The organism is Clostridium intestinale DSM 6191 (assembly GCF_900130055.1).
Lineage (GTDB): Bacteria > Bacillota > Clostridia > Clostridiales > Clostridiaceae > Clostridium_T > Clostridium_T intestinale.
In genome coordinates, this window is sequence record NZ_FQXU01000005.1 from 283,985 (window position 1) to 307,086 (window position 23,102).

A 23,102-nucleotide genomic window follows, 5' to 3' on the forward strand; every position below is an offset into this window, starting at 1 on the left:
GAAGTTGTTGTAAATCATTTTGCAATAGCTTCTTTTTATTGTCATGATATAATATAGGCTGAATGTTATAAGTTAGGTGGTGAGAAGATGAATTTAAAAGCTTTAGAAGAAATGATTTTTAAGCACTCTTCAAGTTTAATGAAAAAACATGGAGAAGAGATATTTAGAAAAAACTTTGTTTCAAACTTAAAAGGTAAAAGAATAGAAAATATGTACCATGTTTATGGAGATGTTAAGGATCTCAATTTAACACATAGGGTACATATAAAACTAGATATTCAAGGTAATACATTAGAAGGTGCAAGCTGTAATTGTGAAGAATATAGAGAAATATCTAGATATAAGAAAATATTTATGTGCAAACATATAAATGCAGTCTCATATAAATTTTTAGATTCCTTATATAAAAAGAAACATGGAGAAAATAGTTATGTACAAGGGCATGAGAAAGATGCAATAGAACTTGATGTAAAAATTGAATATAAAAAGTGGGAAAAAGATGATAACTATATATTAGAGTTTAGAGCAGGCAGTAAAAATAAGGTTTTAGTAACAGATTTAAAAGCCTTTGTTAAAGAGTTTAATCATGAAAAGAAAGTGATAGCTAAAAAAGACATTTCTCTTTTTCTCTACTTAAAAGAAAAAGTTGATGGGCCTAAAAGTGTGGAAAATGGAAGTAGAAGTATAATAATCAAGGAAAATGAACTTAAAGCTTTCTTAAAGACTTTAGGAAACCGAAAAATCTTATTTAGATATAATGGAATAGAATATAAAGCTGATATTTTAAATAAAGATCTACCATTAACATTTACATTAAAGGGAAATGAGAGAAATTTAATACTAACTACTCATAAAAATATTCCCATGGCTTTAGATGAAAACAAGGAAGTTTATTTCTTTCTTGATAACATATATGTACCATCAAACCATCAATCTGAAAAATATAAGATGTTTCATGAAAGGTTCATGAAAAACAACACTATTCTTTATAAGAAAACACAAAAGAATTATAAACTTCTTTTAGAAATATTAAGTTCCATTTCTGATAACATCATGATATCAGAAAATATCAGAAACTTAGAATTAGGCCCATCAGAGGATGATGGACCTAGATTATATGATTCATCTTCTATAAATCTAGAGTTACATGAGAGAAATGGAAGTGTAGTATTAAGTTATAGCATAGATGATATAGAAGAAGATGAACTTAAAGAGGTTTTAAGAAGTTATAAAGCTGGTAGTAAGGCCTATAGAATAGGAACAAAAGGTTTTTTAGATTTTGAAGATGAAGAAGTAAAAAGTTTTTTTAACTTGTTAGATATATTGAATAGTGATAAAAACATCATTGAAATAGATAAAAATAAAGAAAGTTACTTAAATGTTATATTAGAAAATACATCAATGAACATCAATAAAGGTTTAGATGTTTTAGAAAACATAAAAGATAGATTTTCTAACTTAGAAAAAAAGGAAAGAAAAGTCGGTAAAAACTTCAAAGGAAAACTCAGAAACTATCAAAAAGATGGGTTTAAGTGGTTTAAAAACTTAAGTGAATTAGAGTTTGGTGGGATACTTGCAGATGAAATGGGACTTGGTAAAACAATTCAAACTATAGCCTTTCTTTCATCTGAAAAAAGCAAGAAAACCTTGATAGTTGCACCAACATCACTTATATATAATTGGGATAATGAATTTAAGAAGTTTTCACCTGATTTAAAGGTTGGGATATTTCACTCAAATGAAGTTTTGATAGATAATTTAAAAGAATGTGATATCATACTTACAACTTATGGATTAGTAAGAAATCACATAGAAAGTTTTAAAAAGATTGAGTTTGATTACTGCATCATAGATGAAGCTCAAAATATAAAAAATTCTCTTGGAAAAAATACAGCTGCGGTGAAGGAAATAAAAAGCAAAGTAGGATTTGCACTTACAGGAACTCCTATAGAAAACAATTTATTAGAGTTATGGTCTATATTCGACTTCATTATGCCAGGATATTTATTTCCTAGGAAATATTTTGAGGAGAAATTTATAGGAAAAGAAGATATGGAAACTCTTAGATTGTTAGTTAAACCCTTTATCTTAAGAAGGACTAAATCAGAAGTAGTTAAAGAGCTTCCAGACAAAATAGAAAAGAAAATGTTGATTTCAATGACATCAGAGCAAAGGAACATATACAAGAAATATGTTAATGATGTCAAGAGAAAAATCAAGGAGAATAAAGGCAATAAAATAGAGATTTTTTCTTATTTAACAAGGCTTAGGCAAGTTTGTTTAGATCCATCAATCTTAGTTGAAGAATATACTGGTGGAAGTGGAAAACTTAACGTTGCCTTAGAACTTATAGAACAACAAAGCAAAGAAGGTGGGAAAATATTATTATTTTCTCAATTTACTTCAGTGCTAAAGAAAATAGAGCCAATATTAAAAGAAAGAGATATAGAGTACTTGTATCTAGATGGTTCAATAAGTTCTAAAGAAAGAATTAATTTAGTTGATGATTTTAATAAAAAAGATAATATAAAGGTGTTTTTAATTTCCTTAAAAGCAGGAGGAACAGGACTTAACTTAACTTCAGCAAACTTTGTTATTCACTTTGACCCTTGGTGGAATCCGGCAGTAGAAGCTCAAGCTACAGATAGAGCCCACAGAATAGGGCAAAAAAACATTGTAGAGGTTATAAAACTTATAGCAAAAGGGACAATAGAAGAACAGATATTAAATTTACAGGAAGCTAAAAAACAACTAGTTAATGAAGTTATTACAGATGATTTCAGAGATATACACAATTTAGATAAGTTAACTATTGAAGAGATAATAGAGGTTATTAACAGAGAATGATAATCCAAATCTTAAGTATATGAACTTTTTCAAAATTTATGGATAATATATATAGATAACACTTTTAGAGGAAGAGTATGTATACAAAAGGAGATTTCCATATGCACACTACTAATTCAGATGGAGAGTATACTCCAACTGAGGTTGTGATTATGGGTAAAGAAAAAGGATTAGATATTATGGCTATAACTGACCATAACACCATGAATGGTGTAGAAGAAGCCATAGAAATAGGAAAAATGATAGATGTTAAAATAATTCCAGGTATGGAGTTATCCACAAGACATAAAGGCAAAAAAATTCATATATTAGGATACTTTATGAATGATGGTTATAAAGATGAGGTATTTCAAAATTCATTAAAATATATGAAGAGCCACGATATGAAGGGATTAAAAAATCTCATAGGGAATAAAGTCTCTATAGATTTTGATTGTATGAATAGCAGAGTGTGTACTCAAACAGGTATAGATTTTTTAAGACATTTTGGAGCAACGGTAGTGTTAGCTCATCCTGTAAAAATAAAGCCTTATATATTAGAAGAAATTTTAAATATGCGACTTGATGGTATAGAGGCTATTTACTGGAAAAATTCTCAGGATGAAACTGATTATTTTAAGAAAATAGCTAAAGAAAAAGGGTGGTTTTACACAGCAGGTTCAGATTTTCATACAGACAAAAGGTTAGATAAAAGACATGGAAGAGTTGGGGATGTATTTCTTAATAAAGAGGAAATTGAAAAGTTTTTGAATAGAAAGATTTAGTTATTAGAAACGTAAGAATTTAAATGTTGTTAAGTTCTTACGTTTTGTTTTGAGGAAAATTCCATAAAATGATATACCATTTCATGAATTTGAACCCTTGTTTATAAGAAACAAAGGGATTAAAATTGAAATGAAGTATGGAATTAAATGGAAGAAGGGGTTAAAATGTTAAAAAAATCTAAAACACTTTCAATTATGATTACTTTCTTAATACTTTTAGGAATGTTTTTAGTTCCTCCAATTACTACTAAAGCAGCTATTGGAACTAGTGGATTCTTAAAAACTAATGGAACATTAATAAAAGATAACTATGGAAATGGGCAAGTTGTGAATCTAAGAGGAACAAATCTTGGGGGATGGATGTTACAAGAAGGTTGGATGTCACCACTTGGAGTTAAGGATGAATGGACATTAAGAGAAACTCTTACAAATAGGTTTGGAGAAAGTACTAAAGAAAGCTTAATAAGTACCTATCAAAATGCATGGCTTACTACAGCAGATTTAGATAATATTAAGAATATGGGAATGAATTTTGTACGTGTTCCAATATTATATTTAGAACTTATGGACAAGTACGGGAATTGGAAAGCTGATCCTTGGAGTAAACTAGATTGGCTAGTTAGAGAATGTTCTAATAGGGGAATTTATGTTTTACTTGATCTTCATGGAACATTTGGTGGACAAAATACTTTTGATAATTGCGGAGAAGTTAATTCTGATCCACAGCTATGGAAAAATACAGAATATCAAGATAGAACAGTCAAGTTATGGGAAGGTATAGCTAATCATTATAAAGGAAATCCAGCTGTAGCAGGGTATGATTTATTAAATGAACCAGATAAAGTTGGAAAAGATCAATTAAATGCTTTCTATAATAGATTATATAAAGCTATACGTGTTATAGATCCAGATCATATGATATACATGGAAGCAGCTTGGGATTGGAATCAATTATATGCTCCATCAGTATATGGATGGACAAATGTAGTTTATGAAATGCATTATTATGCAATGGCTACAGGTGAATCAACTAACTGGAATGTGCAAAATAACTTGATAGATAATGCAATTAGAGGAATCAAAGAACATCAAAATATGTGGAATGTTCCAGTGTATGCAGGGGAATTTTGTGTATTCCAATTTAATGATCTTTGGGAGAAATTCCTAGGAAACTTAAACTCAGTAAATGCATCTTGGACAAATTGGACCTATAAAGTAACTTCAGATTATGGAAATTGGGGATATTTCAATAAAAATACTAATGCAGTACCTGACATTAATAATGATAGTTCAGCTACTATAGCATCAAAGTGGAAGAAATTTAATACCTCAAACTTTACACCAAATACAACGTTCCAAAATTTAGTGAAGAAATATACTGCTGGTACAACAATACCTCCAGTTACTACTGGATACTCATATTTAACATCAAGAGCAAATAATAATATAATAAGTGCAGATAATTATGGTGATAGTCCATTAGTAGCAGACAGACCATCAGTAGGAGATTGGGAGCTTTTTAAAGTTATAAATAATAGTGATGGTACAATATCACTACAATCTAAGGTTAATAATAAATATGTATGTGCAGATATAGATCAGGGTACAAAACTTATTGCAAGAAGTACATCTATTCAGCAGTGGGAAAAATTCAAGAAAGTACAACTTGCAGATGGTACAATAGCACTTCAAGCTATGGCAAACAATAAATATGTATGTACAGATATAAATAATGGTGCAGTTTTATATGCTAATAAAGATTCTGTTGGAGGAGCTTGGGAAGCATTTACTATCACAGCACAATAACAATGTTAATAGACCCTATGGAGAACTCCATGGGGTTTTTGTATTTTAAGTGTTTATAATGTTATAATATAACAAAAGTAATTGGGGGGGGAATTATGAAGAAGATATTATTGTTATTAGCAAAAGGATTTGAAACTTATGAGGCAAGCGTATTTATTGATGTTTTGGGGTGGAACTTATTAGATGGAGACAAAACAACTAAGATAGTTACTTGCGGAATAAATAGAGAGGTTGTTAGTACATTTGGACTTGTGGTACATACAGATATAACACTTGAAGAAGTTAATGTAGATGATTATGAGGCTTTAGCAATTCCAGGAGGTTTTGAAGAATATGGTTTTTATGAAGACTCCTATAGTGAAGAGTTTTTAAATCTTATAAGAGAGTTTTATAATAAGGACAAAATAATAGCCTCAATTTGTGTAGCTGCATTACCACTTGGAAAAAGTGGAATTCTGACAAATAAAAGAGCTACCACATATAATTTAAATAACGGGAATAGACAAAAACAATTAAAAGAATTTGGGGTAGATGTAATTAATGAACCAGTAGTAGTAGATGGGAAAATAATAACCTGTTGGAATCCTTCAACTGCAATAGATGTAGCATTTAAGCTTCTAGAACTTTTAACTTCTAAAAGTAATACTGATTATATAAAAGAGATAATGGGATTTAAAAAGAATGAAAACAATCAATAATATGAGATTATAGATTCTGTTAAAACTATTATTAAATTATCAAGTGGCCGTAAGATCCCTATATAGTTTAGCATAGATTAATAAAAATCAGCGACTTCTTAGAGTCGCTGATTTTTATGGTAGTGAAGGTCTATCAAATCATTAAAATTCGAGATTCATCAATTAAGTTACCGCATACATATCTATGAAGGATGTTTCTGTCATCACCAATATATATAAATCTTTCTAATCTTTCTTCTAAAGTATAGTTATCATGATTTAGGTCATTATCATCTATAACTAAAGCATCAAAATCATAACCTTTTTCAAAGCTACCAACATTTCCAAAGAAACTTCCGCCACCCTTAGTAGCTAGATAAAAAGCTTCTGAGTTAGATAAAAAGTCTATTTTTTTATCAGAGTTTGACCAAAATAGTTTTGAAACTTCAATAGCATATACCATGGTTTTAAAAATAGATGATGTATGGCCACCACTTATATCAGAACCAAGGGCTACAGAGATACCTTTATCTAGAAACTTTCTAATCGGCATCATACCACTTCCAACATTTAAATTAGAACTTGGACAGTGTACAGCCATTACATTATTATTTTTCATTAACTCAAGTTCTTCCTCAGTTGAAAAACTACAATGAGCCATTAATGTAGGTTTTTGTCCAAAGAGTTTAAAGTCATTGTAAACTTCTCCGTAGTAGGTTGAATTAGGATATAGATCTTGTACCCATCTTATTTCTCCTTTATTTTCAGAAAGGTGAGATTGTACAGGTGCATTGTACTTTTCACTTAAGTCTCCAAGTCCAGACATAAGTTCAGAACTGCAAGTTGGAACAAATCTTGGAGTTATTATTGGTTTTACAAGCTGTGATTTACTATATCTATCTAATAGTTCTTCTGTATCTTTAAGAGAATTTTCTAAACTTTCTATAAGAAAGTCTGGTGAGTTTCTATCCATGTTAACTTTGCCAACTAAAGCACCAAGTCCTGATTTTGTAAGCATGTCTATTAATAGAGCGGAAGCTTCTTTGTGAATAGTTGCGTATAGAGCTATTCTAGTAGTTCCTTGTCTCCATATTTCTTTTATAAATCTTCCATACATTTTTTTTGCATACTCTAAGTCTTTGTATTTAGATTCTTCAGGAAAAGTATAATCATTAAGCCAAGGTATTAATTCTTTATCTATAGCCATACCTAAGTTTCTGAATTGTGGCGCATGACAATGGAGGTCATTCATTCCTGGAATTATTAATTTGTCCCCATAGTCTAATACGTCATGGGATGAATATTTTTCAGGAAGATTTTCATAAACTCCCTCAACTTTTCCATCTATAACAACTATATAGCCCTTATTGTAAATTTTAAATTCTTTTGGTGCTTTAGTAAAAATAACATTGCCTCGATAAATTTTAATACTATTATTCATGTTTATCATCGCCCCCAAGTTATATATTATTTTTTTATTCTTTAAAAGGTTACACACTTTATTACTGTAGAAGCGTTCCTCAGCTTCATTAAGTTCATTTATTTTAAATTATACTAAAGAATAAAAAAAGAGAATTGAGCGCCTGCCAGTTTTTCCTCACATGCGTTTGGAAAGGCAGGTGCGCAAAAAAAATCGACGGCTCATAATCGCCTTGGCGATTTTTTTATTAAAAATATGATAACACTTATAGGAAAATAATTCTATTAAGAAAATAAAACAGCTCTTTAAGGATAAACTATATTCATCCTTAAAGAGCTATTTATAATTAGTATATCTAAGCAGTTTTATGAGATATTGATGAGAATACTATTTTAAACAAAATTACGAGTATAAGCATTCCAACAGAAACTAAAGATATAACCCCACCAGCTGCACAATTTGCATAATAAGAGATTATAAGTCCAGAAAGAATATCTACAACGCTTATAAGTACTGATAAAAACAAGGTTTTCTTAAAGCCCTGATTAAATTGAAGAGCTGTAGCAACAGGAAGAGCTATCATTGAAGTAAGTACTAAAACCCCAACAACTCTTATAGAGACTGATACTGTTGCAGCAACTAGTAGTGAAAAAATAAAATTAATAAACTTTACTTTAATTCCAGCTACTTGAGCACCTTCTTCGTCAAAAGTTGTATAAAGTAGCTTATCAAAGAAAAATATAAGTACTAATATTGTAATTAAGCTTAAAATTCCAACTGTTATTAAGTCTTGAGTTGAAACTGTTAAGATACTACCAAAAAGATAGGAGTTAACATTAGATTTAATTTTACCAGAACTCATTATAGTTATTGCTATACCTACACTTAGTGATAAAACTATAACTAATATTACTTCTGCATATTTTTTATAATAGTTTTTAAGTACTTCTATTAATACCGCACAAACTGAGGTAAAGGCAAAAGCGCTTAATAACGGATTGAATCCGAAAAGAACACCTATAGATACACCTGCCAAAGAACTATGAGCAAGGGTATCCCCTATCATTGAATGCCTTTTTAAGACTAAGAATATTCCTATACAAGGGCATAGTATTGATATTAATAATGAGATTATCATTGCATTTTGCATAAAACCGTATTGAAGCATTTGGTCCTCCTGAGACTAAAGTTATTACTAACAAAAAAATATATTAATGGAAATTACTTAAAAAAATCATATTGACAAGCAACTGTCCATAAGTATATTATAAGTGTAAATGCAAATGGATTGCAACAAATAATTTCTTAAGGAGTGTAAAAATGAATAAAAAATTTTTATCTGCCATGGTTTTGGCATTAAGTGTTTCTATATTAGGAGGATGTGCTACCAAAACTAATAAGGCTGATAGTAATAATAAAGAAGGTAAAGTTCAAGTTGTAGTTTCTTTTAATCCATTAAAGGAGTTTGTGGAAGCTGTAGGAAAAGATAAGGTTGATGTGCAAACAGTAATTCCAGAAGGGACAGAACCACATGATTTTGAACCAAAAGCAAAAGATATGGAAGCAATAAGTAAAGCAGATATCTTTGTATATAATGGACTTGGAATGGAAGAGTGGGTAGATAAAACTCTTGAGGCTGTAAAGAATAAGAATTTAAACATAGTAGTAGCATCTGATAACATAGATCCAATTAAGAATACTGATGAACATGAAGGTGAAGAAGAGCATGAAGAGGAAGGTCATGAACATGGCGAGTTTGATCCACATACATGGTTAAGCCTTCAAAGTGCTAAGATAGAAGCAGAAAACATAAAAAATGCTTTAGTTAAAGTTGATGAAACTAATAAAGACTTCTATGAAACTAACTATAAAGAATTTGCAGCTGAATTAGATACTCTTTATAATAACTATAAGACGAAGTTTGATTCAGTTTCTAACAAAGTGTTTGTAACTGGTCATGCTGCTTTTGGATACTTGTGTAGAGATTTTGGATTAGAGCAAAACAGTGTTGAAGATGTTTTTGCAGAAGGTGAACCAACTCCACAAAAATTAGAAAAACTTATAGAGTACTCAAAGACTCATAAAGTAAAAACTATATTTATGGAAGAGCTTGCAAGCCCTAAAGTTTCTGAAACCCTTGCAAAAGAGGTTGGAGCAACTGTAGAAAAGATATACACAATTGAGAGTAAAGAAGACAATAAAAATTATATTGAGAGTATGAGAGATAATTTAGAAAAGATTTATAAAAGTCTTAAATAGAGAAAATAAAGTGTCAGAAGTCTAATTAGTAGATTTCTGACACTAAGTTTTTTGTAAAATAATTTAAAACAAATTGTTGATAATAAATAGAGGCTAGTATAAAATAAACACATTAGCTCGGTAGAAGCGCTCCTCAGCTTCAGTCTAATCATTTACTTAAGGAATTTAATGAAACTCTTGAGAAGAAGAGTTTCTACAGAGCAGAAGTGTACATTAACAGGGAGAAGAAATTTTCTTCTAAGCTTCAGTTTAATCATTATTTAGTTATACTTGGAGGAAACATGGGGAATTATATAATTAAAAAGGTGTTAAACAACAATGTTGTAATTGCTGAAAAGGATAAAGAAGAGTTTGTTTTAGTAGGTAATGCAATAGGTTTTAATACTAATAAAGGTAAAAAGATTGAAGACAATAGAATAGAGAATATTTTTGTAAAGCAATCTGAAAAACATAAAGAAAACTTTAATAAGGTATTAGAGAATGTTAGTAGTGAAATCATAGGTATTTCTGAAGAAATAATATCCTTATGCGAAAAAGAATTAAATGTGAAATTAAGTGAAGCTATACATGTTTCGCTCCCAGATCATATTAACTTTGCTATTAGAAGAGTTTCAGAAGGTATAAATATCGAAAATCCTTTTTTAAGTGAGTTAGAAGCTTTATATCCGAAAGAGTATAGATTAGCAGAAACCTCATTAAATATGATTAATAGAGATATTAAAGTGAACCTACCTAAAGGAGAAATTGGTTTTATATGTATGCATATAAAAGCTGCTATGGGTAATCAGAATGTTAGTGATACTTTAGCTTACACTAGGAAAATTGGAGAAGTTATGGAGTTTTTATATAAACTTTTAAATAAACCGGTTGATAGAGGAACTTTAAGTTATGTAAGAACTATAACTCATCTGAATTTTATGATTGAAAGAGTAATTAAGAAAAAATATATTAAAAATGAACTGCTTGACAACATAAAAAAAGAATACTATAATCAATACGACATTGCAATTAAGGTTGCTATGAAAATTGAAAATATATTTTCTTTAAAGGTGCCAGAAGATGAAATTGGATATATGGCACTCCATATAAATAGGATTAAAGAAATGTAATTAGTGTTACTATTAAATTAGGCACGAATTAAGAAATATAACTACAAGTATAGTTATATTTCTTAGTTCGTGCTTTTTTGTTTTGGTATTAATTCTGTAAAAATAGGAATAATACAGAATTATATATAAATATTAATAATTTTTAGGAGGTATTATTTTGAAAAAACTTTTTTCAGTTCTTCAAAAAATAGGTAAATCACTGATGTTACCAGTATCAGTTTTACCAGCAGCTGGACTTTTATTAAGATTTGGACAGCCGGACTTATTAAACATTCCTTACATGGCTCAAGCAGGAGATGCTATATTTACTAATCTTCCAATGATATTTGCTGTTGGAGTTGCTATAGGATTTTCAGGTGGAGAAGCAGTAGCTGCATTAGCATCAGTTGTTGGTCAGCTTATACTTCAAGCAATTATAAAGGTTGCAAGTGCAGACGCAGCTTTAGCATTAGCTACAAAAACTGCTTCGGAGCAAGGTATATCTTTAGATGCATTGATGCAAACCTCCGCATATGCTGATATAGTTTCTAAGACAAATATCAACATGGGTGTTTTTGGTGGAATCATAATAGGTTTAATTGCAGGTGTTTTATACAACAAGTTCCATGATATTAAGTTACCACAAGTTTTAGGTTTCTTTGGTGGAAAGAGATTTGTTCCAATAATCACATCTCTTGCAGCTTTAATTTTTGCAGCTGTTGGTGTTCAAATATGGGCTCCTATACAAGATGGAATTAATGTATTCTCTCAATGGGCAAGTTCATCAGTATTTGGTCCTGCATTATATGCGGCAGGTAAAAGACTTCTTATTCCAGTTGGTTTACACCACATGTATTATCCAACATTCCTTTATCAAGTTGGAGAATATGTATCTAATGGAGTAACTTACTTTGGTGATACAGCTAGATACTTCCATGGAGATCCAACTGCCGGAATATTTATGGCATCTGAATATCCAGTTTTAATGTTTGGTCTTCCAGGTGCAGCAGTTGCTATGATAGCAGCAGCTAAGAAGGAAAACAGAAAAAAAGTATCTGGTATGATGATATCAGCAGCTTTAGTTGCTTTCCTAACAGGAATAACTGAACCAATAGAATTTTCATTTATATTTGTTGCACCAATACTTTTTGTATTCCATGTTGCAGCAGCATTTTTATCAGGTGTAATAACTAGTTTATTACAAATAAGACTTGGGTACACTTTCTCAGCATCATTTATTGACTATTTATTAGGCCTTAAGTTTGCTGGACACCCTGTGCTTATATGGCTTGTGGGTATAGCTTATTTTGCACTATACTTCTTCGTATTCTACTTTGTGATAAGAGCTACTAATGCTAAAACTCCAGGTAGAGAAGATGAAAGTAGTGAGGATATAGCACCTCTTAACTTCAAAGGAAGTGAAAGAGCAGCTAAGGTTTTAGAAGCTATAGGTGGAAAAGATAACATAGAAGTTTTAGATGCATGTATAACAAGACTAAGACTTACTTTAAAAAATCCAGCGGCAGTTGATCAAGGTACATTAAAAGCTTTAGGTGCTGCAGGTGTTTTAGTTGCTGGAAGCAATGTTCAAGCAATATTTGGAACAGAAGCAGAAAAGATTAAAGATGATATCAAAGCAATAATAGCAAATGGTGGATATGTTTCACAAAAAGCTGAAACTAAAGCTGAAAAAGTAGAAGAAGTTGAAGCAAAGCCAGCAGTTAGTGCAGTTGCTGAATTACTTAATCCGATTGATGGTAAAGCAGTTGAATTATCAGAAGTTCCAGATGAAGTTTTTGCAGGAAAAATGCTTGGTGATGGATATGCAGTTGTACCATCAGACAACAAAGTATATGCTCCAGCAGACGGAGAAATCAAGGTTCTTTTCCCAACTAAACATGCAATAGCAATAGAAACACCAGAAGCTTTAGAAGTATTAGTTCATGTAGGTATTGATACTGTAAGCTTAAATGGAGAAGGTTTCACTGCACATGTAAATCAAGGGGATAAAGTTAAAAAAGGAGATTTATTACTAACATTTGATAATGAGCTTATCAAAGAAAAAGCAAAAAGTAATATAACTCCAGTAATCATAACTAACATGAATCTAGTAACAGACATAAAATTAGATTTAGGAAATAAAAATCATGGGGATAAGGTAGCTACAGTACATATCAACTAGATTTGATAGAGGCCCATCAAAGTAAATTATGCTTTGATGGGCCTTTTTTGATGGAAATATTAGAAAACCTTATAAAATCTTTAAAAATTAGCTTTATTCTTATTTTAAAGAAAAAAATAAGAATAAAGGTGGTATTTATTTTGAGTAATACGAAGTTACGTGTAAAGAATCTTAATAAAAATATTGGGAGAAGAAAGATAATTCAAGATTTATCTTTTGAAGTAAACAAGGGAGATATCTGCGGATTTTTAGGTCCTAATGGAGCAGGAAAAACAACTACAATAAGGATGATAACAGGTCTTATAAAAGCAACTAGTGGAGAAATCACTATATCAGGAAAAAATATAGTAAGTAATAGGGGAGAAGCTTTAGAAAACTTAGGAGCAATAGTAGAGAGCCCTATATTTTTCCCTTATATGTCAGGAAGAAAAAATCTTCAAAATCTAGCTAGACTCAATAAAGGAATGGAAAGAAAAAAGCAATTAGACAAGGTAGAAGAGGTTTTGGAGATTGTAGGATTAAAAGATAGAGCTAAGGATAAGGTTAAAACATATTCATTGGGGATGAAGCAAAGACTTGGAATAGCCCAGGCTCTTTTAAATGATCCAGAGATAGTCATATTAGATGAGCCTGCAAATGGTTTAGACCCAATGGGAATGAAAGAACTTAGAGAACTTATTATTATGCTTAAGGAAACAAAAGGAATAACATTCTTTATATCTAGTCATTTATTAGATGAACTTCAACAAGTTTGTAATAAGTTAGTATTAATAAAGGAAGGTGTATTAATTTGGACAGGAACTACAGAAGAATTAATTAAGGAATCAAGTAATAGTGGAAGATTGGAAGATGCATTTATAAATATAATGACAAGAAATGAGAGGATTATTTAATGAAAAACTTATTTGTATGTGAATTTGAGAGGATATGGAGCAAAAAAAGCACTTGGTTTTTGTTTTTATTAATTCCTTTCGTAATTTTTGCTTCAGGAAAATACTATTTATCTCATAATATTGCAGTAGATATAGCTAGCGCAGAATTTACTTCCTTTGGTAACTTTCCAGCCGCTACAATACAAGAGCAACTTATTACTTTTTTTAATGCTTCAGCATTATTAATTATAGCTTTAGCTATAACAGAAGAGTATAGGACTGGAGAAATAAGAATGGTTTTAATTAGGTGTAAATCTTTTGGACATCTATTTGTTTGTAAGATATTTGCTATATTTACTACTATATTTATGATGCTTATTACTTATTTTATATGTAGTTTAATTATTGGATATTTTCTTATGCCATGGGTAGATAATATAAAGATATTCTACTATGATGGGTTTTTCACTATATCTCAAAGTTTTATATATGCACTTAAATATTATAGTTATTCCTTTATAACACTTTTAGCGTTTGCCTCGGTGGGAATTTTTATTGGAATTATTAGTAGAAGTATAACAACAGCAATTGGATCAGGAGTAGGGTTTTTGCTATTTTCGCTTATTTATCCACAGTTAGTATATATATTTAGTTCCACAAAGGGTGTGGGAACTATGAAGATTCAATTGTTATCTATTACTCATATTCAACATATGGGAATAGCAATGGCATTAGGTGAAAGGTCTCTGTTTTTGGACTGGAGCACTTTAATATTAGTGGTTTATATAGTTGTGTTTATAACAATATCTTATGTGATATTTACAAGAAGTGATAAGAATATTTAGGAGGAGAGAATTATGAAAAATTTAGTAATTAGCGAATTAGAGAGAGTTTGGATTAGAGGGAAAACTAAAGGGCTATTGATTTTATTTATAGGTATAACAATTTTGTGGGGAGTTTTTATGAAAGAATCTAATATGGGGTTTTATGATCCTGATACTATCATGAAACTTAATTCTCTAAATTTTGGAGTTTTTATTGTTAGAGATATTCATCCACTATTAGTTTTTGTTGTATTACCTATGCTTTATGTGGATTGTTTTAATGGGGAGCATAGTTTAGGATATTATAGAAATGTAATGATTAGACCCTATGAGAAGTGGCAGTTTATAGTTTCTAAAATAATTACCCAAATGATAGTTACATTTATAGTTGTTGTTATCATGTTTGTACTAACAACTATTTTAGGAAATTTATTTTTTGATAAAGTTGATAGTACAGAGTTCTTTAAAGTATCAGGAAACTTCAGTTTTCTTGGAGCTTTTATATACAGAGCAAAGTATTATTTTGTTGAATTTGTTATATTAATTTCTGTTCTTTCATTAAGTGCACTTATATGTACTATAATACCTAATGTAGTTTTGGCATTTATGAGCATAGTAGGATTTTTTATTGGAGGAATATATGTATTAGGAGATAATTTCTTTTTCTTCTTAAGTAGTGGGAAAGATATCTTTGATGTTTTAGGGAATGTACAATCTTATAATTTTTATATAATTATAGTATCATTTATAATAGTAGGTATAACTTCAACTTTAACTTTATGGAAGAGAAAAGACTTTTTATATTAAATTTAAGAAGGTGATTTTATGCATGGAAGAATTCTTATTTGTGATGATGAAAAAGAAATAGTTGATTTCATTGAAGATGCTTTAGCAGATGATGGGTATGAAGTAATAACAGCTTATGATGGAGATATGGCTGTTTCTATGATTAATAAACAACCAGATTTAATTCTTCTAGATATTATGATGCCTGGTAAAGATGGGTATGAGGTTTGTAATAAAATAAGAGATAAAGTAAACTGTCCAATAATATTCTTAAGCGCAAAACAAGATGAAATGGATAAGTTAAAAGCATTAGCTTTAGGTGGAGATGATTATATAACAAAACCTTTTAGCATAAGAGAGCTTAAGGCAAGAGTATCTGCTCATATAAGAAGAGATAGAAGGAACTATCAAGGGGAAAGAAGAAATATTATATATTTTGGAAGTTTGAGTATAGATATTTCAAGTAGAGAACTTTATTATGATAATGAGAAAACAGAGGTGCGTTTTACGAAAAAAGAGTTTGATATTATAGAACTTCTATGCTTGCATCCTATGCAAGTTTTCTCTAAAGAACAGATATATGAAAAGATTTGGGGATATGATGCTGAAGGCGACTCTTCATCTGTTGCTGAACATGTGAAAAATATAAGAAATAAACTACTTGTAATTAATGAGAACTTAGATTATATCTCTACAGTATGGGGAGTAGGATATAAGTGGGAGAAAAATAAATGATTAAATACCTATCAATTAAAAAGCAGTTTGTTTTATGTTTTATATTAATAATTTCTGTAAGCTTGATGTTGTCAATTATAACCTATGGTGGATACTTTATAGCTATGAATAATAATTTAATTCTTCCAAGTAATTATTATGAGAAAATGGTCCCTGGTATTATAGATTATATAGAGTCACAAGGAACATCAGTTTTAAATAAAGCTAATCAGCAGGAATTAGAGACTGTGATTCCTAAAAACGGTATTGAATATATAGTTTTAGATAACGAATATAAGTCTATATATGGAGATATAGAAAAGATATCACCGAATGAAAAGAAATCATTAGAGGAAAATGAAAGTAGATATATACACGGACAAAATATAAGTGTTTTTGAGTTTATAAAGAAAGATGGGGAGATAAAAGGAGTGGTTTTAATAAGATATTCTTTGAAGGCCACAGCAAAAAATGAAAAGTGGAATTTCTTAGTTCCATCAGATGGATTTCTTCTATTTTCCCCATTTATATATATAAGTATATGTACATGGATATTTGTAAGAAGGTTTAGCAGAAATATAAATAAACCTATTGATGATTTAATAAATGCAGCTAAGAAGATAAAAAACAAAGATTTAGATTTTCACATGGAATATGAAGCTGATAATGAATTAGGGGAGCTCACTAAAGCTTTTGAAGCTATGAGAGATGAACTTCAAATTTCATTAAATACCCAATGGTTAATAGAGCAGGAAAGAAGTGATATGATCGCTGCTATAGGACATGATTTAAGAACACCCCTTACAGTAATTAAAGGACATATAGAAGTGCTACAAGAAAGTAACCTTGATAATAAGGAAAGGTTACACAAATATATAGATACTATAGGTAATAATACTAATAGAGCTATAAAACTAATTGAGGATATGAATATTATATCTAAATTAGAGCGAATAGATTTCAAATTATCACCTAAAGAGGTACACTTAGAAAATTTTGTAGAAGAGATAAAAAGTAATTACGAAGTTATGTGTAAGAAAAAGAGTATAAAATTTTCAGTTGATTATATGGATTTTAATGAAGAGAAATCAAATGTCAAAATAGATGTTTATAGGATAGGTCAGGTTTTAGATAATATAATATCAAATAGTAATAGATTTACGCCAAAAGGTGGGTTTATTAAATTGAAAATTACTAATTATATTGATGAATTACATTTTAAAATAGAGGATAGCGGAATAGGATTTTCCTCGAAAGATAAAAAAAGAATTTTTGAAAAGTTTTATCAAGGAGATGAAAGCAGATCTAAGGAAAAAGGCCATTTTGGATTAGGTATGAATATAGCTAAAATTATAGTTGAAAAGCATGGTGGAGAGATTAAGGTGAAAAACAACGATGATGGTGGAGCTTGTGTTGAATTTTATATTAAAACTCAACTTTTGTGATTGTAGATAAATCAATCATATGTAGTATAAAACACATAATATATAATAACAAAGTGTGAAGATATGGATAATTAGGTTTTGTTATTTTACAAATATCTTAATAAAGAGGTATAATAAATACTAAAATATGAGATTTTAATAAAATGCTTAACTATAAAGAGGTAAAAGTAATATTATAAATTAAATACTAAAGACAATTGGAGTTGATTAAGTGGAATTATTCATATCAGATCTTGATGGTACATTGCTAAATAGTAATAAAGAGATATCAGTTTATTCTAAAAAAGTGTTAAATAATTTAATTAATGAAGGAATTAATTTTACAGTAGCTACAGCTAGAACACCTGCTACAGTAATAGATATTCTTGAAGATTTAAACATTAAATTACCTGTAATTCTTATGAATGGGGTTATAATATATGATATTAATGAAAAAAGATATATTAATATAGAATCAGTTGAAAGGTCCTTAGTTCAAGATATATTAAAGGTTTTTGAAAAAAATAATAAAAGTCCTTTAGTGTATGGAATTAATGATGATGAACTTTTGGTATATTATAAAGAATTTGTTTATGAAGTAGAAAAGGATTTTTATAAAGAAAGATGCAACAGTCCATATAAAACTTTTCTTAAGGTAGATGAGTATATTGAATCTACTAAGAATTCAAAAATAATAAATTTTATAGCTTATGATAAGCTTGAAGTTATAAAAAATATATATGATGAACTTTCAAAACTCGAAGGAATAACAGTTGATTATTATGAAGAGATATATAGAAAAGGCTGGTACTATTTAGATGCATATAGTTCTAAAGCATCCAAAGCTAATGGAATAAAATTTTTATCAAAGTATATAAAAACAGATAGAGTAATTTGTTTTGGAGATAACTTAAATGATATTCCTATGTTTAAGGTATCAGATGAAAGTTATGCAGTAAATAATGCTAATGATGTTTTAAAATATATGGCTACTGCAGTAATAGAAGGTAATAATGATGATGCGGTTGCAAAGTTTATTGAGAAAAGACTTAAAGAATCCCTTAAATAAAGGGATTTTTTTCTTGTAAAAAAACAATAGAAGAAAAGTTGCGTTTGCAACTAAAAACTAATATAATAGTAAAAGTGGCTAAATTTTTAAATAAAAGGAGGTATTTTATATGAAGAAAAACAACGAGTTAGAGACTGAGAGTATAATAAAACTTCTTTTTAAGTTTTCTATTCCATCTATAATTGGACTATTAGTTAATATTTTTTATAGCATAGTAGATAGAATATTTGTAGGAAGAGGAGTAGGCTCCATGGCCCTTTCTGGTGTTGCGGTTACTTTTCCAATAACAAATATAATAATGGCTTTTGCAATGCTTGGTGGTGTAGGTGCAGCAGCAGTAGTTTCTATTAAACTTGGACAACATAAAGGGGATGTAGCAGAGAAGGTTTTAGGGAATACATTTGCATTATTAATTATATTTTCATTATTTATAACTATAGCTGGACTTATATTTTTAAATCCTATTTTAGAGCTTTTTGGAGCAAGTTCTGAAACCTTACCATATGCTAAAGATTTTGCAACAATTATATTATTTGGAGTTATATTTCAAGTAATTAGTATGGGGTTAAATAACATTATACGTGCAGAAGGAAATCCAAGAGTTTCTATGATGACTATGTTAATAGGAGCCATAATTAATTTTATAGCTAATCCTATACTTATATTTGGTCTACATTTAGGAGTTAGAGGATCAGCTTTATCTACAGTACTTGCTCAAATAGTATCATCAACTTGGACTATAATGTATTTCACTAGAGGTAAAAGTTTATTAAAATTAAAGAAGGTAAATTTAAGGATTGAGTTTGATATAGTAAAGCAAATATTAGCAGTTGGGATGTCACCATTTGCCATGCAGCTTGCAGCAAGTTTGGTTACAATTACTTTTAACAAAAGCTTAGAAAGTTATGGTGGAGATACTGCAATAGGAGCTATGGCACTTATAAATAGTGTAAGTATGCTTATACTTATGCCGATATTCGGTATAAATCAAGGAGCTCAACCTATAATTGGCTATAATTATGGAGCAAAAAATTATAATAGAGTTAAAGAGACTCTTAAATATTCAGTAATAGCAGCAACTTGTATTACTATTTTAGGATTTATTGTTATTGAACTATTCTCTGTTCCAATAATAAAGGTCTTTAATAATACTGACGAAAACTTAATTCAAATGGGCTCACAAGGATTAAGAATTCTTCTGATAATGTTACCTATTATAGGATTTGCCATAGTGTGTACTAACTATTTCCAAGCAATAGCTAAGGCAAAGTTATCTATGATATTAAGTTTGTTAAGACAAGTTATACTATTAATACCACTTATAATTATTTTGCCTAATAAGTTTGAACTAAAGGGTGTTTGGATGGCGCAACCAATAGCTGATTTGATGTCTGCAATAGTTGTTGGAATATTTATATTTAAAGAAATAAGAGGAATGAAAGAGAATGAAGTAAAAGAAATTGATATTTTATCAGCTTAATAGCTGAAAAGTAATAAAATTATTAATTATTACACAAAACTATTGAAATATTTTGATATTTAAGTTTATAATATAAAAATATAGATATAGTTAAAGATGATGATGAGAAAGAGTACATATAGAAAACTTTTAAGAGAGCTAAAGAATGGTGGAACTTTAGTAAGGGGTCTTTATGGAAGCAGTCTTTGAATCTTACATTGAGAACTTAAGAATTATTCTTAAATTAGATGTCAACGTCGACCTCACGTTATAGAGGATGGAATATTAAAAGTATTCTAACTGAGTGAGCAATTTATTGCTTATTAGGGTGGTACCGCGGAGTAGAGTCTTCGTCCCTTTATTGGGATGAAGGCTTTTTTTTATCAAAAAATAGAGAAATAGGGGGTATTTTAAAATGGATGAAATTTTAGAAATTTTAGAAAAGAATAGTAGGTATACAGATGAGCAAATAGCTGTTATGGCGGGAAAAACTGTAGATGAAGTAAGAGATGCCATAAAAGATTATGAGGAAAGAAGTATAATAGCTGGATATACTACTTTAGTAAATTGGGAAAATACGGGAAAAGAAACTGTGACTGCATTAATTGAAGTAAAAGTAACTCCTCAAAGGGGGGAAGGTTTTGATAAAGTTGCAGAAAGAATATATAAGTTTTCTGAGGTTAAAGCTTGTTATTTAATGTCTGGAGGTTTTGATTTAACAGTAATAGTTGAAGGAAAAACAATGAAGGACGTAGCTATGTTTGTTTCTGAAAAACTTGCGGTTCAAGAATATGTGTTAAGTACAGCTACACACTTTGTTCTTAAAAAATATAAAGATCATGGAACAATATTTAAAGAAAAGCAAATAGATGATAGGGAGGCTATATTTATATGATTTTAGAAAATATGATATTGGATAACGTTAAAAATATGCCTCCATCAGGTATAAGAAAATACTTTGATATGATAAATGAGCTTAAGGATGTTATTTCACTTGGAGTAGGGGAACCTGACTTTGTAACTCCTTGGAATGTTAGAGAAGCTGGTATTTATTCCTTAGAGCAAGGACATACACATTATTCTTCTAATGCAGGATTTGTTGAACTTAGACATGAAATTTCAGGTTATTTAAATAGAAGATTTAATTTAAAATACAATCCTGAGGATGAGATAATAGTTACTGTAGGTGGAAGCGAAGGGATTGATATAGCATTAAGGGCTTTAGTTGGACCTGGAGATGAAGTTATTATTCCAGAACCTAGTTTTGTAGCTTATAAGGGCTGTACTGCTTTTACTGGAGCAACTCCTAAAGTTTTAAACTTAAGAGCAGAAGATGAATTTAAATTAACTCCTCAGATGTTAGAGGAAGCTATAACTCCAAAAACAAAGGTGGTTATAGTTCCATTTCCGAATAATCCTACAGGTGCAATAATGACAAGAGAAGAACTTGCAGGAATAGTTGAGGTTTTAAAAAATAAAGATGTAATAATAATATCAGATGAAATATATGCAGAGCTTTCTTATGGAGAGGAGCATGTCTCAATAGCATCTTTCCCAGAAATGAGAGACAAAACTCTAGTTATAAATGGGTTTTCAAAGGCTTATGCCATGACAGGCTGGAGACTTGGATATGTTTGTGGTCATCCTATATTAATTGAAGCTATGAAGAAGATACATCAGTATGCAATAATGTGTTCACCAACAGTTGCACAATATGCAGCTATCGAGGCATTAAAAAATTCTGATAGTAGTGTTAGTAATATGGTTAAAGAATACAACAGACGTAGAAGAGTTTTAGTAGATGGATTTAGAAAGATTGGATTAGATTGTTTTGAACCTTTAGGAGCTTTTTATGTATTTCCAAGTATAAAATCAACTGGAATGTCATCAGATGAATTCTGTGAAAAACTTCTTATTCAAGAAAAGGTATTAGTAGTTCCAGGAAATGCATTTGGGGATTGTGGCGAAGGTTTTATAAGAGCTTGCTATGCATCATCTATGGATAATATAATAGAGTCTTTAAAAAGAATTGAAAGATTCGTTAAAAATAATTAAGTATAGAATATTTAAACTGAGATTATTGAAGTTAATCTCAGTTTTTCTGTTTAGTAGTTGATATTTGAAACTGATTTGTTTTCCCCATTTTATAGGCTAATTCTATCATGGATTTTTCTTCATAAGTAAGCTCTCTTGAATACATCTTTTCAAATTGATTAAATAATCTATCTTTATCAAGTTTAGTTTTAGGCTCAGTATTTCTAGAGTTATTATAAGAATAAGGTGAAATAAGTTTATTTAAGCTTGAAGAAGAGCCTTCATCAGAATTAGATGAATTGATTTTTTTAAAGATTTCTGCTGTATATAAAGCATCATGAAAATTATCGCTAGTAGGAATATCAAATATTTCAGTTGCAGAACTTAAACCTATATTAATTCCTTTTTTTAAGTTAAGTTTATTAGAGGCCTGTCTTTGGACGTTTATATATAGTTTTGGAAGTTGAGATACATTTAAACCATGATAAAGCGTATTTCTATAAAGTTCTTTTATATCAGATACTCCCCAAACACATAGTACGCTTTCACCATCAAAAAGTTTAGTTAAATCATTAAAAACCTCTTTAAAAGATTTTGATAATGATAAGTCATTCATTGATATGCCTGTTAACTTTTCCACATATGGATTTAATGTTTGATATATCTCAGGTTTGATAAGTGAATTCATGGTAGATATAGTATTAAAGTTGGCATCTAATTTAATCAAACCTATTTGAATGATTTCAAAAGGCAATTTATAATTGATTTCATTTCCTGAAGCGTTAAGAGCTTGATTAAATTCTAAGTCTATTATTATATAGTTCATTTCTTTACTCCTAAAAACATGTATAAGATTAATATTAACTTATTAAAATAT

19 protein-coding genes and 1 other annotated feature are annotated in these 23,102 nt (G+C 29.6%); of the genes, 16 read left to right on the top strand and 3 right to left on the bottom strand.

Translation table 11 applies throughout. From position 1 onward, the window contains the following. The first annotated feature begins 87 nt into the window (after positions 1-87). The 4 genes from BUA92_RS07895 to BUA92_RS07910 all read left to right on the top strand — a co-directional run bounded on the left by BUA92_RS07895 (position 88) and on the right by BUA92_RS07910 (position 6,115). Positions 88-2,847: a DEAD/DEAH box helicase gene (locus BUA92_RS07895; protein ID WP_073018468.1), complete on the top strand. Its 2,760-nt coding sequence runs from the start codon at positions 88-90 to the stop codon at positions 2,845-2,847. A 101-nt stretch (positions 2,848-2,948) separates the two neighbouring features. Next, positions 2,949-3,611: a PHP domain-containing protein gene (locus BUA92_RS07900; protein WP_242950106.1), complete on the top strand. Its 663-nt coding sequence runs from the start codon at positions 2,949-2,951 to the stop codon at positions 3,609-3,611. Between the two features lie 147 nt (positions 3,612-3,758). Beyond that, on the top strand, positions 3,759-5,417 hold the full coding sequence (locus BUA92_RS07905; RefSeq protein ID WP_083553450.1) for a cellulase family glycosylhydrolase: 1,659 nt from the start codon (positions 3,759-3,761) through the stop codon (positions 5,415-5,417). 95 nt (positions 5,418-5,512) lie between these two features. Beyond that, on the top strand, positions 5,513-6,115 hold the full coding sequence (locus BUA92_RS07910; protein WP_073018473.1) for a DJ-1/PfpI family protein: 603 nt from the start codon (positions 5,513-5,515) through the stop codon (positions 6,113-6,115). 133 nt (positions 6,116-6,248) lie between these two features. Here the strand turns inward: BUA92_RS07910 and guaD are convergent, their stop codons facing one another. Together guaD and BUA92_RS07920 are read right to left on the bottom strand one after the other, a co-directional pair. Further along, positions 6,249-7,535 carry a guanine deaminase gene (gene guaD / locus BUA92_RS07915; protein WP_073018474.1) on the bottom strand — a complete coding sequence of 429 codons (1,287 nt, stop codon included), beginning with the start codon at positions 7,533-7,535 and terminating at the stop codon, positions 6,249-6,251. A gap of 334 nt (positions 7,536-7,869) precedes the next feature. Next, the gene (locus BUA92_RS07920; RefSeq protein ID WP_073018475.1) at positions 7,870-8,682 is read right to left on the bottom strand and encodes a metal ABC transporter permease; all 813 of its coding nucleotides are present in this window, start codon (positions 8,680-8,682) and stop codon (positions 7,870-7,872) included. Positions 8,683-8,834: 152 nt separating this feature from the next. Between BUA92_RS07920 and BUA92_RS07925 the strand changes: the two genes are divergently transcribed. From BUA92_RS07925 to BUA92_RS07980, 12 genes are all read left to right on the top strand, one after another. Continuing rightward, a complete protein-coding gene (locus BUA92_RS07925) occupies positions 8,835-9,773 on the top strand; it encodes a metal ABC transporter substrate-binding protein (protein WP_073018476.1) in 939 nt (312 codons plus the stop codon). Positions 9,774-10,054: 281 nt separating this feature from the next. Then, positions 10,055-10,882 carry a PRD domain-containing protein gene (locus BUA92_RS07930; RefSeq protein ID WP_073018477.1) on the top strand — a complete coding sequence of 276 codons (828 nt, stop codon included), beginning with the start codon at positions 10,055-10,057 and terminating at the stop codon, positions 10,880-10,882. Positions 10,883-11,084: 202 nt separating this feature from the next. Then, a complete protein-coding gene (locus BUA92_RS07935) occupies positions 11,085-13,043 on the top strand; it encodes a glucose PTS transporter subunit IIA (protein ID WP_083553464.1) in 1,959 nt (652 codons plus the stop codon). A 140-nt stretch (positions 13,044-13,183) separates the two neighbouring features. Then, positions 13,184-13,936 (top strand): ABC transporter ATP-binding protein, encoded by a 753-nt coding sequence (locus BUA92_RS07940; protein WP_073018921.1) that lies wholly within the window; start codon positions 13,184-13,186, stop codon positions 13,934-13,936. Beyond that, positions 13,936-14,760, top strand: a complete 825-nt coding sequence (locus tag BUA92_RS07945; RefSeq protein ID WP_073018479.1) for an ABC transporter permease subunit — start codon at positions 13,936-13,938, stop codon at positions 14,758-14,760. The genes BUA92_RS07940 and BUA92_RS07945 overlap by 1 nt, the downstream gene beginning before the upstream one ends. A gap of 12 nt (positions 14,761-14,772) precedes the next feature. Continuing rightward, on the top strand, positions 14,773-15,546 hold the full coding sequence (locus BUA92_RS07950; RefSeq protein WP_073018480.1) for a hypothetical protein: 774 nt from the start codon (positions 14,773-14,775) through the stop codon (positions 15,544-15,546). An 18-nt stretch (positions 15,547-15,564) separates the two neighbouring features. Beyond that, positions 15,565-16,260: a response regulator transcription factor gene (locus BUA92_RS07955; protein ID WP_073018481.1), complete on the top strand. Its 696-nt coding sequence runs from the start codon at positions 15,565-15,567 to the stop codon at positions 16,258-16,260. Then, positions 16,257-17,684, top strand: coding sequence for a HAMP domain-containing sensor histidine kinase (locus BUA92_RS07960; RefSeq protein ID WP_083553451.1), 1,428 nt, complete (start codon positions 16,257-16,259; stop codon positions 17,682-17,684). Before BUA92_RS07955 ends, BUA92_RS07960 begins: the two co-directional genes overlap by 4 nt. 211 nt (positions 17,685-17,895) lie before the next feature. Next, positions 17,896-18,732, top strand: a complete 837-nt coding sequence (locus BUA92_RS07965) for a Cof-type HAD-IIB family hydrolase (RefSeq protein ID WP_073018483.1) — start codon at positions 17,896-17,898, stop codon at positions 18,730-18,732. A gap of 109 nt (positions 18,733-18,841) precedes the next feature. Continuing rightward, complete coding sequence (locus tag BUA92_RS07970; protein ID WP_073018485.1) at positions 18,842-20,212, top strand: MATE family efflux transporter; 1,371 nt, start codon at positions 18,842-18,844, stop codon at positions 20,210-20,212. Positions 20,213-20,302: 90 nt separating this feature from the next. Beyond that, positions 20,303-20,552: a binding site (T-box leader), on the top strand. Between the two features lie 54 nt (positions 20,553-20,606). Continuing rightward, complete coding sequence (locus BUA92_RS07975) at positions 20,607-21,086, top strand: Lrp/AsnC family transcriptional regulator (RefSeq protein WP_021800814.1); 480 nt, start codon at positions 20,607-20,609, stop codon at positions 21,084-21,086. Beyond that, on the top strand, positions 21,083-22,246 hold the full coding sequence (locus BUA92_RS07980; protein ID WP_073018487.1) for an aminotransferase class I/II-fold pyridoxal phosphate-dependent enzyme: 1,164 nt from the start codon (positions 21,083-21,085) through the stop codon (positions 22,244-22,246). Before BUA92_RS07975 ends, BUA92_RS07980 begins: the two co-directional genes overlap by 4 nt. 37 nt (positions 22,247-22,283) lie before the next feature. Here the strand turns inward: BUA92_RS07980 and BUA92_RS07985 are convergent, their stop codons facing one another. After that, a complete protein-coding gene (locus tag BUA92_RS07985; protein ID WP_073018488.1) occupies positions 22,284-23,051 on the bottom strand; it encodes a 3'-5' exonuclease in 768 nt (255 codons plus the stop codon). Positions 23,052-23,102 lie beyond the last annotated feature (51 nt).

Excerpts from the sequence above, each read along its gene's own strand:
- BUA92_RS07970 (WP_073018485.1), top strand. The coding sequence starts at position 18,842 with ATGAAGAAAAACAACGAGTTAGAGACTGAGAGTATAATAAAACTTCTT.
- BUA92_RS07985 (WP_073018488.1), bottom strand. The coding sequence starts at position 23,051 with ATGAACTATATAATAATAGACTTAGAATTTAATCAAGCTCTTAACGCT.
- BUA92_RS07920 (WP_073018475.1), bottom strand. The coding sequence starts at position 8,682 with ATGCTTCAATACGGTTTTATGCAAAATGCAATGATAATCTCATTATTA.
- BUA92_RS07975 (WP_021800814.1), top strand. The coding sequence starts at position 20,607 with ATGGATGAAATTTTAGAAATTTTAGAAAAGAATAGTAGGTATACAGAT.
- BUA92_RS07945 (WP_073018479.1), top strand. The coding sequence starts at position 13,936 with ATGAAAAACTTATTTGTATGTGAATTTGAGAGGATATGGAGCAAAAAA.
- BUA92_RS07935 (WP_083553464.1), top strand. The coding sequence starts at position 11,085 with ATGTTACCAGTATCAGTTTTACCAGCAGCTGGACTTTTATTAAGATTT.
- BUA92_RS07960 (WP_083553451.1), top strand. The coding sequence starts at position 16,257 with ATGATTAAATACCTATCAATTAAAAAGCAGTTTGTTTTATGTTTTATA.
- BUA92_RS07910 (WP_073018473.1), top strand. The coding sequence starts at position 5,513 with ATGAAGAAGATATTATTGTTATTAGCAAAAGGATTTGAAACTTATGAG.
- BUA92_RS07925 (WP_073018476.1), top strand. The coding sequence starts at position 8,835 with ATGAATAAAAAATTTTTATCTGCCATGGTTTTGGCATTAAGTGTTTCT.
- BUA92_RS07980 (WP_073018487.1), top strand. The coding sequence starts at position 21,083 with ATGATTTTAGAAAATATGATATTGGATAACGTTAAAAATATGCCTCCA.
- BUA92_RS07905 (WP_083553450.1), top strand. The coding sequence starts at position 3,759 with ATGGAAGAAGGGGTTAAAATGTTAAAAAAATCTAAAACACTTTCAATT.
- BUA92_RS07950 (WP_073018480.1), top strand. The coding sequence starts at position 14,773 with ATGAAAAATTTAGTAATTAGCGAATTAGAGAGAGTTTGGATTAGAGGG.
- BUA92_RS07900 (WP_242950106.1), top strand. The coding sequence starts at position 2,949 with ATGCACACTACTAATTCAGATGGAGAGTATACTCCAACTGAGGTTGTG.
- BUA92_RS07955 (WP_073018481.1), top strand. The coding sequence starts at position 15,565 with ATGCATGGAAGAATTCTTATTTGTGATGATGAAAAAGAAATAGTTGAT.
- guaD (WP_073018474.1), bottom strand. The coding sequence starts at position 7,535 with ATGAATAATAGTATTAAAATTTATCGAGGCAATGTTATTTTTACTAAA.
- BUA92_RS07930 (WP_073018477.1), top strand. The coding sequence starts at position 10,055 with ATGGGGAATTATATAATTAAAAAGGTGTTAAACAACAATGTTGTAATT.
- BUA92_RS07895 (WP_073018468.1), top strand. The coding sequence starts at position 88 with ATGAATTTAAAAGCTTTAGAAGAAATGATTTTTAAGCACTCTTCAAGT.